This is a genomic window from Mesorhizobium muleiense (genome assembly GCF_900099905.1).
Classification (GTDB): domain Bacteria; phylum Pseudomonadota; class Alphaproteobacteria; order Rhizobiales; family Rhizobiaceae; genus Mesorhizobium; species Mesorhizobium muleiense.
Genome location: NZ_FNEE01000005.1, coordinates 265,978 through 278,288, shown reverse-complemented (window position 1 = coordinate 278,288; position 12,311 = coordinate 265,978). Strand labels below are relative to the sequence as shown.

Here is a 12,311-nt window from a genome sequence, read left to right as displayed (position 1 = left end):
GTCAGTCCTCGAAACGCGGCGCGGTTTCGTCGAGCAGCGCGTTGGCGCTGGCGACTGCCATCTTTGGGTCGATGCCCTCGGCAAAGACGGCGCTGGACAGCGCCACGAATTCGGCGCCGGTGGCAGCCACCGCTTCCACCGAAGTGATGTCGGACCCGGCCATGACGATGCAAGGGATCTGGATCACATCCGCCCACCATTGCCCCAGCGACAGGTTGCGTGGGTGCGGCTCCGGCTTGTTGTCGTAGCCGAAGCGGCCGAAGAAGATGTAGTCGGGCCTGAGTTCGCCGAGTTCCAGCGCATCGTCGCGGGTCTTGGCGCCGCCGGTGCCGACCATCATTTTTGCCTGGAAACGCTCGATCGTCTCGGCGAGTTCGGCCTTGCCGGCCTCGACATGAAGGCCATCGGCCTGGACGCGGCCGGCGATGCGGGTGTCGCCGGCAATGATGACAGCGATGCCTGCCGCTTGCGCCGCCGGCACGATCTGTTCGGCGAAGGCCTGGAAGGAGGCTTCGTCCATGTCGTTTTCGGGCAGGATCAGCGAGGCGACGTCGCCGCCCTCGAACGCCGCGCCGATGTGCTCAGCCGGCATGCCGGGCGGCGCGATCAGCACGATGCGGCAGCGATTTGGAGGCGTTGCGTCGTTCATAGGTTTTTGACCCCGGTTTTCGCCTATGCCGGGCGAAGATGGTTGCATTGCGGCATAGAGCAAAGTGCCGGCCTTGAACAGGCGGGCGGCCAGGACCATTGGCGCATGATTGTCGCACGGCGACGTTGTTGCCTCACTTGATTGCCTGGGTGCTCTCGGCTGGGGTTTTCGATTTCCACAGCGTCCAGCCAAGATTCATGCCGGCGGCGGCGACCAGGATGGCGGCGCCGCCGACCATCTGGGCCGGATGCAGCCGGTGGCCGAAGGCGACGACATCGACCAGGATCGCGACCACAGGGTAGATGAAGGACAGCGACCCCTGCAGATAGGTTGGCAGTTTCTGAATGGCGCCGTACATCAGGATGTACATCAGGCCGGTATGGACGACGCCAAGCGTCGCCAGCATGCTCCAGCTCCACACGTCGGCGGGAAGGTGGGAAAGGTTGGCGAAGGGTGCCAGGATGACGACGCCGACGCAGACCTGGATGAGGGCGATCAGGTGCGGCGACGTGCCTTTGAGCTTCTTGGTGACGATGGCGGCGACGGCCCAGAAGAAAGCCGCACCCAGCGCCATCGCGATGCCGATAAAATAATCCGTGCCGACATTGCCTGTATTGGGGCCTGCATCGGAGCCGGCATCAGGCGAGCCTTGCACGATCAGCAGCATGCCGGCGAAGGCGATGCCAAGCCAGGCCAGCTTTGTCAGGGTCAGCCGCTCTGAGAAGAAGAGCGCGCCAAAGCCGACCAGCATGAAGGGCTGCGTGTTGTAAACAGCCGTGGCGATCGAGATCGAGGCGCGGGAAAACGAGCTGAACAGCAGCAGCCAGTTGATGACGATGGCCGCGCCGCCAAGGGCCGCAATCGCCACGATGCGCAGTGACAGCGTGCCGCGCAGCAGCCCCAGGGCAGCGCAGATGATCAGCAGCGTTATAGCGCCGAAGGCGCAGCGCCAGAAGACGACGTCCATGATGGGCTCGCCCGACATGACGACGAACCATCCGATCGTGCCGAGGATCACCATTGCGGCCGTCATTTCGACCGTGCCACGCACCGTGCTGTCCATGAATATTGCCTCTCGAAACGCTGATGGTTGATAATCCCATGCCACATCAGCGCTTTCAATAATTTGCGCCGGGTGATATGCCCGTTATGCCTAATTAAATAAGGTGAAGATGGCCTTTTCCTTGGGAATGTCAAATGCTGGACGATCTGGACCGACGCCTTCTCGAAAGTCTGATCAAGGATTCGCGAACCTCATTGAAGGAACTGGCCCAGCAGGTAGGACTGTCATCGCCGAGTGTCGCGGAACGCCTGCGTCGGCTGGAGGATCGTGGCGTTATCAGGGCCTTCACCGTCGAAATCGATCCCCAAGCGCTCGGCTACACCTTGCAGGCGATCGTTCGCATCCGGCCCTTGCCGGGCAAGCTGCATATTGTCCAGAAGCTGATCGAGGAGATTCCGGAGTTTGGCGAATGCGACAAGGTGACGGGCGACGACTGCTTTGTTGCCCGGCTGTTCGTGCGCTCGATCGGCGACCTCGACAAGCTTCTCGACCGTATCGCCGACAAGGCCGAAACGAGCACAGCCATCATCAAGGCGCAGCCGATCCGCAGGCGCCCGCCGCCACTCGGCGCAACTGCCTCCTCAAAACCGTGACAGGCCTCAGCACGAACGACCACAGCGTCGTGTGCGCATTTGCAGTCGCGGCGCGAAGGTTTATCGGCTATTCCAGCGTCTGCACGCTTTCCCTCCAACTGCTCCCCGACGATGTCAGGCTTGCTACTCGATCCCTGGTTCTATGCCGCCGCCATTCCAGCCGTCATCCTGGTCGGTCTGTCCAAAGGCGGCTTTGGCGGTGCGGTCGGATTCGTCGGCGTGCCGCTGATGGCACTGGCCATGCCGCCGGTACAGGCAGCCGCCATCCTGCTGCCCATACTGTGCCTGATGGACATCGTCTCGGTGTGGACATGGCGGGGTGTCTACGACCGCAAGATGCTTGCGGACATGATGCCGGGCGCGGTGATCGGCATCGGCCTCGGCTGGCTGACCGCGGCGCTGGTGACAGCGGAAATGGTGCGGCTGATCGTCGGCGCCGTGGCAATCATCTTCGTGCTTCGCTGGGTCTATCTACAAATGCGGCACGGTGCGCGCCACTCAGCCGAGCCCAACCGCGCGGCTGCCGCCTTCTGGGGGACGGTCGCCGGCTTCACCAGCTTCGTCGCCCATGTCGGCGGCCCGCCGTTTCAGGTCTATGCGCTGCCGATCCGGCTCGATCCGAAAGTGCTGTCGGGCACTGCCGCAATCTTCTTTGCTGCCACCAACGCGTTGAAGCTCATCCCCTATTTTGCGCTCGGACAGTTCGACACCACCAACCTGATCGCATCGGCGGTTCTGGTACCGCTGGCGCCGCTCTCGACCATCGCCGGCGCCTGGCTGGTGCGGCGGATGCGACCGGAACTGTTCTACCCCTTCACCTATGCGACCGTAGCGGTCGTCGCGGTCAAGCTCCTGTGGGACGGGACCGCCGGCCTTTTCTAGATTGCCAGCCGGTTGGAAGCCGCCGGCAGCCGAGCCGTCAGCAGCGTTGTTTCGGAACGATGTTGCGCGGGAGACGGCTTTGTTCGGCGTCCTGTGAGACACGGCCGGAAGGGAACCGCTCGAGGATTGCGCAAGCGCGTCCCGCCGTTTTCGGCTATTGTGGCAGCGCCGGGGAAGGGTCGGGCGCGATGCGACATCGTCCAGAAACATTGCCGATGCTAATGCGCCGATGCCGGGGACCCGGTGGCGGGGCGACCGCCTGATCTCAACCCATTCCCATGACGGGAAAAGGCAAATCGGGGCACACAATGCAAAAGGTAGCACGAAACTTCTTCACGCTGGCCGTTGTCTACGCACTGGTCGGAATGGCGCTCGGCCTGCAGATGGCGATCAGCAAAGATCATGCGCAGATGCCAACCCACGCCCACATCATGGTGGCCGGATGGCTGATGTCGGCGGTGTTCGCCTTCTTCTACCATCTGTTTCCGGCAGTCGCGGAAAAGACGCTTGCCACCGTGCATTTCTGGTTGACGGCAATCAGTGGCACCGGCCTGTTGATCGGCCTTTACATCATGCTTGCCGGCAACCCGGCGATCGAGCCGCTGGTGGCAACATCCTCGATGGGCTTTTACGCGGGGCTGCTGCTGTTCGCCTATATCGCGCTGCCGGTGGTGTGGAAGGCAGAGCGGCATGCCGAGACGCAAAAGGCCTGAGTCCAAAGGTCTAGGCCCCAAAAAGCCTGGAGTTGTTGTGCTGTTACGGCACAGGCGGGCGACGCTTGTTCAAAAAATATCCACGCTGTTAAGGCTTCATTAAGCTTTACGGGCGTTTACTATGCGCATCCAGTGATCTGGATTCTTACCGAGTGGTTGGAGCCACTTTGTTTGACGCCTCCCTGTTAAACTCCTGAGAGCCGCCTTATCCGCGGCTCTTTTTTTTCGGCGATCCGGATTGCCGGTCGCCCGTGCCGCTGCGCCGCCGTTAACCGTTTGTTAAACATGTGCTTGCCTTCACCGGCGGCGAAGCGCATTTTCAAGCCTCGGTCATATAGGGTGCAGGCGTGACGGCGATGACGCCGATTCGGCCGGCTGTAAGGCAAGTGCAGGGCGTATCGATGAACGATCCTTCGATGGGAAGCGCGAAAACCATCAAGCTGGCGGAGCGCCGGGTTTTCTCCCAATCCTTCAAGCCGCTCTACCAGGAAGGCATGGGCCTGGTCGAGCAGGCGGCCGAATATCTGGACGGCAAGGGCCGGGCCGAGGCGAAGAAACTGTCCAGGCTGGCGGCGACGCTCTATGCGGCCGAGTCGATGCGACTGACCACGAGGCTGATGCAGGTCGCCTCATGGCTGCTTCTGCAGCGCGCCGCGAATTCCGGCGAGATGACTCGCGATCAGGTTGCTTCCGAAAAATCCAAGGTGCGTCTCGATACCGCTTCCGCCAACAACGATGCCGCAGGCTGGGTCGAACTGCCCAAGGATTTTCTTGACCTCATCGACCGCTCGCTGCGCCTGCAGGCGCTGGTGCGTCGCATGGACGAGGAAATCTACGGCGGCGCCGTGGCCGAGGCCGCTCCATCCGGCCGCCGCATCAATCCGGTTTCCGATCAGATCACGCTGCTCAACACGGCTTTCGCCCGCGGCTGAGAGACTGCTCGATAATTCTCCGCTAAGCGCCAGGAGCGTCCTTTTGTGGGCCAATCCTCAAATCGTGTTTGGGCCGAAATGGGGCCGCAAGCCGCCGGGCTGGTTTCGAGCATAATTGCGCAAACGCGCCATTTATGCGCTCACTAGTCCCCATACTGCCCAGTGGCAGGCTAGACAGGCACTAGATCTTGCATTGCCCGGTAGGATAGCCAAACCTGTGCCCGAGTAGCGCAACCGGTCATCCGTTGAAGGCAAGATCAATAACGACGTCCGGATCCACTCGTCGCAGGATGCGATCGACGCGATCAAAGCATTGCCGAGGCGACGAGCACGGGTAGAATTGACGCGGACAGCATCGACATCTGCGGCGCTGTTTCAAACCTCTGGTCCAGCCCGCATAAGGGGGTGCAATGACCGAGCATCGAATCTATTCCATGAGCTTTGCCAGCGTCTATCCGCACTATGTCGCCAAGGCGGAAAAGAAAGGACGCACCAAAGCCGAGGTCGATGAGATCATCCGCTGGCTGACGGGCTACACCCAGAAGCGGCTGGACACCCAGCTGAGGAAGAAAACCAGCCTGAAGGATTTCTTTGATCAGGCGCCTCAACTGAATCCTTCTCGGAATTTGATCACGGGGGTGATCTGCGGTGTCCGGGTGGAAGACATCGAAGACCCGCTGATGAAGGAAATCCGCTACCTCGACAAGCTGATCGACGAGCTTGCCAGGGGCAAGGCGATGGAGAAGATCTTGCGGAAATGACGCGATCGCACGATCGCATCGACCGCGATCCGTTTCAGATCGGATACCTGAAGAACGCTGTTGGCGAGGGTAGCGACGGCATCGACAACGATGGACACAACGAAATTCGACATCGACACAGGGCGGCTTCGGCCGCCCCGTTTGATGGCGACGGATGACGTTCACGGCTCGGTAGCACGGCGGCGACGAGCCCGACACGATGTCGCAGGCATATCCACGCGACGGGCAGCAAGGGCCGTCGCCGACTCTATGTTCCCTTTACGATTCTCGGCTTGATTGGTCGGCGGGGTTGAGCCGCCCTTTCAAGGGCCAAGGCCAGCCGTTTCTCGTCTTCGAGGGCGCGATCGACTGCCTCGATTTCCTCTTGGAGCTCCTTTAGCTTGGCTCCGTAGCTGGAGCCATCGCCGTCCCCGATCTGAAAGCCGCTTGCCCGCATTGCGTCGCGGGTATGGTGCACGTTACGGACTCCTTCGCGTCGAGTCGCGACCAGGATTTCCCTGAACTCTTCAAGACGTTCAACGTGATTGCGAGGCATTGCGTTCTCCTATTTCGTCGTCATCGGCGCTGACGGCGATTCAGCACGGTTACAGCTTACGGCGCAGAAGGTTTAGGCGACTCTAAGAGATACGCTCGACAAAACATGAATGCGAAAGCTCAAATTTGACCGTCTTGCAGTAAAGTGGAGCGCAGGAAATTGGCTTGGGCCCGACCGATCACCGACAGGTGCCAGACTCTTCGGCCGAGCGCGTCTGCTGCTCGGCGCTAGCTGGTTCTGCCCTCTTCCTGCACCCAGCCCTGACCGCTCGTGATGATAAGCATCTGGCCTGCCCGGCCAGAGTGTCCGCGCGGCGGCCAGTGGATACGGCATCGCCTACGTCCCGGAGAACATCGTCGAGCAGCACATCGCACGTGGCAAGCTGGTTCAGCTTCTGGACGATTGGTTGCCGCTTTTTGAAGGCTATTTCCTCTACTATCCGAGCCGTCGTCAAAATCTTCCCGCGTTCAAGGTCATCGTCGACGCTACGACATCGGAATTGAAGCGAGGGGATCTACGCGCGGCTCACGGACCCAAATGTCCGCTCCGCTTCGGTTCTCGCAAACCACGCCGTCTGTCTCGTCAGAACGAATTCTCAAACAGCCTGTGGGACGCAGCGGAATCGTTTCTGGTTTGTTCACATTTCGCTGGCATCGCTGTCCGCCACGGGTAGACTTGGCGGATGGGGGAAACGATTCGCATCATCGGCATCGATCCGGGGCTGAGGCGCACCGGCTGGGGCATCGTCGAAAGCCTCGGCAACTCGCTGCGCTTCGTCGCCTCCGGCACCGTGCGTTCAGACGACAAGGCGGCGCTGGCGACACGGCTTTGCCAGTTGCATGACGGGCTTGCCGAGATCCTGCACGCCGCCATGCCGCACGAGGCGGCGGTCGAGCAGACATTCGTCAACAAGGATGCGGCCGCGACCCTGAAGCTCGGCCAGGCGCGCGGCATCGCCATGCTGGTGCCGGCGCTGGCCGGCCTGGTCGTTGCCGAATATGCGCCCAACGCCGTCAAGAAGGCGGTGATCGGCGTCGGCCATGGCGACAAGAAGCAGATCCACATGATGGTCAAGGTGCTGATGCCGAAGGCGACGTTCGACACCGACGATGCCGCCGACGCGCTGGCCATTGCCGTCTGCCACGCGCATCACCGGCAGAGCGTTGTCTACAGGTTGGCGGCGCTGGCATGAAGGACCACACATGATCGGCAAGCTAAAAGGCACGCTGGACGAGATCGACGAGGATTTCTGCATCGTCGACGTGCACGGCGTCGGCTATGTCGCCCACTGCTCGACGCGCACGCTGGCCGCCTTGCCGGCCCCCGGCGAGGCGGTGGTGCTGTTCATCGAGACCTATGTCCGCGAAGACATGTTGAGGCTGTACGGTTTCCAGTCGGTTCTGGAGCGCGAATGGTTCCGGCTGCTGATGAGCAATGTGCAGGGCGTCGGCGCCAAGGTGGCGCTGGCTATTCTCTCGACGCTGGCGCCGGCCGATCTCGCCAATGCCATCGCGCTGCGTGATATTGCCATGGTCAGCCGCGCGCCCGGCGTCGGCAAGAAGGTGGCCGAGCGCATCGTCACCGAACTGAAGAACAAGGCGCCGGCCTTTGCGGGCGCTGCCTCCGGCACCATCGGCTTGAAGCAGGAGCTTGGCGAAGGCGTCGCGCCGGCGCCGATCAGTGACGCCGTTTCAGCGCTGGTCAATCTCGGCTATTCGCGCGATACCGCCGCCAATGCGGTGGCGGCGGCGCTGAAAAACGCCGGCGAGGATGCGGATGCGTCGAAGCTGATCCGCTTCGGGCTGAAGGAACTGGCGCGGTGAGACCGTTGCCCGAGAAATAAATTCCGACTAGGAACAAGAGCATGGGCAGATATGCGGGCTTGACCTCCAGGGGGCAGCTTACGATTCCAAAGAAAGTCCGGGACGCGTTGTCGCTCAAGGCGGGCGATACGGTTGCGTGGACGGTCATGGACGGTCTTCTGATAGGAACGCCGCGCAATCTTAGATTTGCCGACCTTGCCGGATTTCTGGGCAATCCGCCCGGCGGGCCTGCCACGCTGGAGGAAATCGACGCCGCGCTAGGGGATGCCGTCGGTCGCCACGCCGCCGGCGATCGCGATGGAAGTGGGCGCGCCTGATGAGCCTTTCGCCACGCCTCATTGCTCCCGACAAGCGCGGCGAGGACGCCGAGCAGACCTTGCGTCCGCAGACGCTCGGCGATTTTGTCGGCCAGGCGGCGGTGCGGGCCAATCTCAAAGTGTTCATCGAGGCCGCCAAGGGCCGCAGCGAGGCGCTCGACCATGTGCTGTTCGTCGGCCCGCCCGGCCTCGGCAAGACGACGCTGGCGCAGATCATGGCACGTGAGCTCGGCGTCAATTTCCGCTCGACCTCCGGCCCGGTCATCGCCAAGGCCGGCGATCTCGCAGCCCTGCTCACCAATCTCGAAGACCGCGACGTGCTGTTCATCGACGAGATCCACCGGCTCAACCCGGCGGTCGAGGAAATCCTCTATCCGGCGATGGAGGATTTCCAGCTCGACCTGATCATCGGCGAAGGGCCGGCGGCGCGTTCGGTCAAGATCGATCTTGCCCGCTTCACCCTGGTCGCCGCCACCACGCGGCTCGGCCTATTGACCAATCCGCTGCGCGACCGTTTCGGCATTCCGGTCCGCCTCAATTTCTACTCGGTCGAGGAACTGGAACAGATCGTGCGGCGCGGCGCCCGCATCCTTGCCATGCCGCTCGGCGACGATGGCGCGCTGGAGATCGCAAGACGCGCGCGCGGCACGCCGCGCATCGCCGGCCGGCTGTTGCGCCGCGTGCGCGATTTTGCCTCGGTCGCCGGCGACGGTCACGTCGACCGGCAGATCGCCGACGAGGCACTGACGCGGCTCGAGGTCGATGCGCTCGGCCTCGACGCGCTCGACCGCCGCTATCTCTCGATGATCGCGCGGAATTTTGGCGGCGGCCCGGTCGGCATCGAGACCATCGCGGCAGGGCTTTCCGAGCCGCGCGACGCCATCGAGGACATCATCGAGCCCTATCTGATCCAGCAGGGTTTTATTCAGCGCACGCCGCGCGGCCGCGTGCTGACTGCCAATGCCTGGCGGCATCTCGGCCTCGATGCGCCGAAGGACCTTGCGCAGCAGCAGATCAGCCTGTTCCAGGAAGAGTAGCCGCGCGGCCTTGCGGCTCCATTCCTGCGCAAAATCTCCTAATCCTGGTCAGCTTGCCGGCGCATTTGCCGGCTCTAACGCTTCGCTGTGGGGACCGTCGGTTCCGCGAATGACGGGGTTGAGCAATGATCACCAGACGCGGCTTCCTGCGCCTCATCGGCGGTTCCTTCCTATCGGCCGTGTCGCTCAGTGCTTATGCGGTTGGCCTCGAGCCGATGTTGCTGACGCATGTAAAGCGCTATTCAGTGGCCCCGCCAAACTGGCCTGCAGGATTGCGGCTTCGCGTCGTCGCTCTCGCCGATATTCATGCCTGTCGGCCATGGATGACGCCGGAGCGGATCAGGTCGCTTGCCGAACGGGCGAACAGCCTGCAGCCGGATCTGATTGTCCTGCTTGGCGACTATGCGGCCGGCACACGCCTGGTTACGGACTGGGTGGATGCCTCCGAATGGGCGCCGGCATTGTCAGGCCTGAAGGCGCCACTCGGGGTGTGGTCAATCCTTGGCAATCACGACTGGTGGGAGGACCTTTCCGCGCAGAAGGCCGGGTTGGGGCCGACGGTGGCGCGCCGGGCGCTCGAGAGCGCCGGCATACCGGTCCTGGAAAACGATGTGGTGCGCCTGGAAAAAGACGGGCATGGCTTCTGGGTCGCCGGACTTGCGGACCAACTTGCGCTGCGGCCGGGCAAGGCTTGGGGCCGCAGCAGGTTCACAGGACTGGACGACCTGCACGGCACGCTGGCAAAGGTGAGCGACAAGGCTCCTGTTATCCTGCTGGCACATGAGCCGGACATTTTTCCGAAGGTCCCATCACGGGTATCGTTGACTCTTTCGGGTCATACCCATGGCGGACAGGTGCGGTTGCTCGGCTATTCTCCGGTCGTGCCATCCCGCTTCGGCAACCGTTTTGCCAATGGCCATGTCGTGGAGGAGAACCGCAACCTGATCGTCTCCGGAGGTCTCGGTTTCAGCATCCTGCCGGTGCGTTTCGGGATGCGCCCAGAGATTCTCTCGATCGAATTGGGTTCGGCGCTTCAATGAAGTGACCTGATCGCATCCATCACATCCGGCTCGGCCTTGTCGCCATCGAAAGCGTCGACGATGCCGAAGGCGCCGCCATGGCTCCAGACCGACCATGCGAAGCCATGGGCTTCGGCGCGCGCGATCATGTCCCTGACATAAGCGGCACGGTATTCGGCCGGCATCACGTAGCGATTGCCGTATTCCTGGCGGATCATGCCGAATTCGCCGAGCGTGATGTTCTCCGGTTTGATGCCGTTGGCCTTTGCCCAGGCCTCGACCCTGGTGAACGGCGCCTCCATCGTCTCGCGCAGCTCCTCGTCCGTGTCCAGGCTGGCGACCTGCTCGTCGAGATAGGCAAGCAGGCCGCTCTGGCGCGCCCATGGCGCCTCGGCCTTGATCCGTGCGCGGATCGTATCGAGCGCAGCATCCAGCTGGGCGCGCGGGACGGCGCTGAGCGGATAGGGCAGGCCGGTCACATAGGGGATGAAGTCGCCGGCCCAGGTCGCGCCCTGATGGGTCAGCAGGAACGGGTCGTAGGAGTGAAAGGTCCAGATGATGTTGTCGTCGGGGATCGCCTTCGGATCGATCTTTGCCAGCGATACAGCATTGGAATAGCAGGCGCCGGTCAGGATCAGGGTGAGCCTGGTGGCTGACGAACGCGCCGCCGCGAACAGTTTCTGCTGGCGCTCCGGCCACAGGCCGGTGCCGTCGGCGTCGCAGTCGATGACCGGCTCGTTCATCGGCTCGAAAGCGACTTGGCGCGGATCCTCATCGGCCAGCGTGCGCGCCATCTTGCGCACCATTTCGACATAGGCGTCGAACATTTGTGGATCGTCCATCACCTCTCCCATGCCGATCTTGCGGCTGCTGCCGCTAGGGATCAGGTGCATGTCGACGATCACCTTCAAGCCGGCGCGATTGATCATGCGCACCGAGGCCAGCACGCTGGCATAGAGCTCGTCGCGCAGCGCCAGCGTCTCGCCGGACAGAAACGGCGACGGATCGACGGGCATGCGCAGGAAATCGAAGCCGGCGCTCTTCAGTGCCTTGAGGTCGTCGTCGTTGAGGAATTTGCGCCATTCCGGATAGGGCAGGATTGCCCGGCGGTCGCCCCATTTGTCCTCGCCCGGCCATGTCGTCCACTGGTCGAGATTGAGGCCGCGCTTCATCATAAAGCTCGCCGCCTGGCCCGGCGGCACCAGCGCGGCCAGCACAAGCAGCGCCGCCATCGAGGTCTTGATCATCGCCGTCAACAGTGCCATCGGTTTCATGCGCCAAGTTAATGCGTGTCGCCCAAAACTGTGCAGCGGTTTTGCGACAACGACGCGCCCGGAACCTGAACCGCGTCGCGCTTTAGGTGCCCGGCCAGGCCAAAAAAGGAAAGCGCGATGGACGATCATGGTGAATCGGCGGCGCTCTGCGCCGGGCTTTCCGGCGCGCTGACCGAATTCGGCCACCGGCTGATGGCGCGGGTCTACTATGCCGACACCGATTTCTCCGGCGTCGTCTATCACGCGCGCTATCTCGAATTCTTCGAGCGCGGCCGTTCCGATTATCTCAGGCTTGCCGGCGTCCACCACACCGAGCTTGCCGACGGCAAGCACGGCGAAAGAATAATCTGGGTGGTGCGGCGCATGGAGATCGACTTTCGCGGCTCCGCCCGCATGGACGATGTCTTGACCATCGAGACGCGCACCGAGGACATTTCGGGCGCCCGCATCTTCATGGCTCAGCAGCTGAAGCGCGGCGGCAAGGTGCTGGTCGAGGCGCGCGTCGAGGCGGCGATCATCGGCGAGAACGGCCGGCCAAGGCGCTTTCCGAAGAAATGGATCGCAACCTTCATGCCCAAGACAAATCGGTAGTTCAAATCGGCAAGCTACCGATCCCAATGATCCGCTGACGATGCCAGGTGGCTCGCCCAAGGCGCGGCAATGCGCCGCGCTGTGCGTCCTAACCCATCCTTAACCATAACGGTTCATGAAGA

16 protein-coding genes are annotated in these 12,311 nt (G+C 62.4%); 12 read left to right on the top strand and 4 right to left on the bottom strand.

Going from position 1 to position 12,311, the window contains the following annotated elements:
* Position 1: 1 nt before the first annotated feature.
* On the bottom strand, positions 2 to 649 hold the full coding sequence (locus BLT09_RS12700; protein ID WP_091593557.1) for a thiamine phosphate synthase: 648 nt from the start codon (positions 647 to 649) through the stop codon (positions 2 to 4).
* Positions 650 to 782: 133 nt separating this feature from the next.
* Entirely contained in the window at positions 783 to 1,712 is a 930-nt protein-coding gene (locus BLT09_RS12695; RefSeq protein ID WP_091593437.1) for a DMT family transporter, read from the bottom strand.
* Between the two features lie 134 nt (positions 1,713 to 1,846).
* Here BLT09_RS12695 and BLT09_RS12690 point away from each other — a divergent pair, with 134 nt between their 5' ends.
* The 5 genes from BLT09_RS12690 to BLT09_RS12670 all read left to right on the top strand — a co-directional run bounded on the left by BLT09_RS12690 (position 1,847) and on the right by BLT09_RS12670 (position 5,593).
* Positions 1,847 to 2,305 carry an Lrp/AsnC family transcriptional regulator gene (locus BLT09_RS12690; RefSeq protein ID WP_091593435.1) on the top strand — a complete coding sequence of 153 codons (459 nt, stop codon included), beginning with the start codon at positions 1,847 to 1,849 and terminating at the stop codon, positions 2,303 to 2,305.
* Positions 2,306 to 2,416: 111 nt separating this feature from the next.
* On the top strand, positions 2,417 to 3,187 hold the full coding sequence (locus BLT09_RS12685) for a sulfite exporter TauE/SafE family protein (RefSeq protein ID WP_091593433.1): 771 nt from the start codon (positions 2,417 to 2,419) through the stop codon (positions 3,185 to 3,187).
* Between the two features lie 308 nt (positions 3,188 to 3,495).
* Positions 3,496 to 3,900, top strand: coding sequence for a hypothetical protein (locus BLT09_RS12680; protein ID WP_091593430.1), 405 nt, complete (start codon positions 3,496 to 3,498; stop codon positions 3,898 to 3,900).
* 401 nt (positions 3,901 to 4,301) lie between these two features.
* The gene (rcdA, locus tag BLT09_RS12675; RefSeq protein WP_091593429.1) at positions 4,302 to 4,832 is read left to right on the top strand and encodes a protease adaptor protein RcdA; all 531 of its coding nucleotides are present in this window, start codon (positions 4,302 to 4,304) and stop codon (positions 4,830 to 4,832) included.
* Positions 4,833 to 5,242: 410 nt separating this feature from the next.
* On the top strand, positions 5,243 to 5,593 hold the full coding sequence (locus BLT09_RS12670) for a DUF2200 domain-containing protein (protein ID WP_091593427.1): 351 nt from the start codon (positions 5,243 to 5,245) through the stop codon (positions 5,591 to 5,593).
* 247 nt (positions 5,594 to 5,840) lie between these two features.
* Here the strand turns inward: BLT09_RS12670 and BLT09_RS12665 are convergent, their stop codons facing one another.
* A complete protein-coding gene (locus BLT09_RS12665; protein WP_091593425.1) occupies positions 5,841 to 6,128 on the bottom strand; it encodes a hypothetical protein in 288 nt (95 codons plus the stop codon).
* 289 nt (positions 6,129 to 6,417) lie between these two features.
* Between BLT09_RS12665 and BLT09_RS35795 the strand changes: the two genes are divergently transcribed.
* The 6 genes from BLT09_RS35795 (at position 6,418) to BLT09_RS12635 (ending at position 10,345) form a co-directional block, all read left to right on the top strand.
* Positions 6,418 to 6,801, top strand: a complete 384-nt coding sequence (locus tag BLT09_RS35795) for a LysR substrate-binding domain-containing protein (protein WP_413468412.1) — start codon at positions 6,418 to 6,420, stop codon at positions 6,799 to 6,801.
* 9 nt (positions 6,802 to 6,810) lie between these two features.
* Positions 6,811 to 7,320: a crossover junction endodeoxyribonuclease RuvC gene (gene ruvC / locus BLT09_RS12655; protein WP_091593423.1), complete on the top strand. Its 510-nt coding sequence runs from the start codon at positions 6,811 to 6,813 to the stop codon at positions 7,318 to 7,320.
* A 10-nt stretch (positions 7,321 to 7,330) separates the two neighbouring features.
* Entirely contained in the window at positions 7,331 to 7,951 is a 621-nt protein-coding gene (ruvA, locus tag BLT09_RS12650) for a Holliday junction branch migration protein RuvA (protein ID WP_091593422.1), read from the top strand.
* Positions 7,952 to 7,992: 41 nt separating this feature from the next.
* A complete protein-coding gene (locus tag BLT09_RS12645; protein ID WP_091593420.1) occupies positions 7,993 to 8,268 on the top strand; it encodes an AbrB/MazE/SpoVT family DNA-binding domain-containing protein in 276 nt (91 codons plus the stop codon).
* Positions 8,268 to 9,305, top strand: coding sequence for a Holliday junction branch migration DNA helicase RuvB (gene ruvB, locus BLT09_RS12640; protein WP_027152903.1), 1,038 nt, complete (start codon positions 8,268 to 8,270; stop codon positions 9,303 to 9,305). The genes BLT09_RS12645 and ruvB overlap by 1 nt, the downstream gene beginning before the upstream one ends.
* Before the next feature lie 125 nt (positions 9,306 to 9,430).
* Complete coding sequence (locus BLT09_RS12635) at positions 9,431 to 10,345, top strand: metallophosphoesterase (protein ID WP_091593418.1); 915 nt, start codon at positions 9,431 to 9,433, stop codon at positions 10,343 to 10,345.
* On the opposite strand, the gene BLT09_RS12630 is transcribed toward BLT09_RS12635, so the two are convergent.
* The gene (locus BLT09_RS12630) at positions 10,339 to 11,589 is read right to left on the bottom strand and encodes a glycoside hydrolase family 5 protein (RefSeq protein ID WP_091593555.1); all 1,251 of its coding nucleotides are present in this window, start codon (positions 11,587 to 11,589) and stop codon (positions 10,339 to 10,341) included. The two genes, BLT09_RS12635 and BLT09_RS12630, sit on opposite strands and share 7 nt — an antisense overlap.
* A 126-nt stretch (positions 11,590 to 11,715) precedes the next feature.
* Here BLT09_RS12630 and ybgC point away from each other — a divergent pair, with 126 nt between their 5' ends.
* Positions 11,716 to 12,189: a tol-pal system-associated acyl-CoA thioesterase gene (gene ybgC / locus BLT09_RS12625; RefSeq protein WP_091593417.1), complete on the top strand. Its 474-nt coding sequence runs from the start codon at positions 11,716 to 11,718 to the stop codon at positions 12,187 to 12,189.
* The last annotated feature ends 122 nt before the right edge of the window (positions 12,190 to 12,311 follow it).

Bases quoted from the DNA above. Each gene is read 5' to 3' on its own strand.
- rcdA (WP_091593429.1), top strand. From the start codon at position 4,302: ATGAACGATCCTTCGATGGGAAGCGCGAAAACCATCAAGCTGGCGGAG.
- BLT09_RS12680 (WP_091593430.1), top strand. From the start codon at position 3,496: ATGCAAAAGGTAGCACGAAACTTCTTCACGCTGGCCGTTGTCTACGCA.
- BLT09_RS12700 (WP_091593557.1), bottom strand. From the start codon at position 649: ATGAACGACGCAACGCCTCCAAATCGCTGCCGCATCGTGCTGATCGCG.
- BLT09_RS12665 (WP_091593425.1), bottom strand. From the start codon at position 6,128: ATGCCTCGCAATCACGTTGAACGTCTTGAAGAGTTCAGGGAAATCCTG.
- ruvA (WP_091593422.1), top strand. From the start codon at position 7,331: ATGATCGGCAAGCTAAAAGGCACGCTGGACGAGATCGACGAGGATTTC.
- BLT09_RS12645 (WP_091593420.1), top strand. From the start codon at position 7,993: ATGGGCAGATATGCGGGCTTGACCTCCAGGGGGCAGCTTACGATTCCA.
- BLT09_RS12685 (WP_091593433.1), top strand. From the start codon at position 2,417: ATGTCAGGCTTGCTACTCGATCCCTGGTTCTATGCCGCCGCCATTCCA.
- BLT09_RS12635 (WP_091593418.1), top strand. From the start codon at position 9,431: ATGATCACCAGACGCGGCTTCCTGCGCCTCATCGGCGGTTCCTTCCTA.
- ybgC (WP_091593417.1), top strand. From the start codon at position 11,716: ATGGACGATCATGGTGAATCGGCGGCGCTCTGCGCCGGGCTTTCCGGC.
- ruvB (WP_027152903.1), top strand. From the start codon at position 8,268: ATGAGCCTTTCGCCACGCCTCATTGCTCCCGACAAGCGCGGCGAGGAC.
- BLT09_RS12670 (WP_091593427.1), top strand. From the start codon at position 5,243: ATGACCGAGCATCGAATCTATTCCATGAGCTTTGCCAGCGTCTATCCG.
- ruvC (WP_091593423.1), top strand. From the start codon at position 6,811: ATGGGGGAAACGATTCGCATCATCGGCATCGATCCGGGGCTGAGGCGC.
- BLT09_RS12695 (WP_091593437.1), bottom strand. From the start codon at position 1,712: ATGGACAGCACGGTGCGTGGCACGGTCGAAATGACGGCCGCAATGGTG.
- BLT09_RS12630 (WP_091593555.1), bottom strand. From the start codon at position 11,589: ATGGCACTGTTGACGGCGATGATCAAGACCTCGATGGCGGCGCTGCTT.
- BLT09_RS12690 (WP_091593435.1), top strand. From the start codon at position 1,847: ATGCTGGACGATCTGGACCGACGCCTTCTCGAAAGTCTGATCAAGGAT.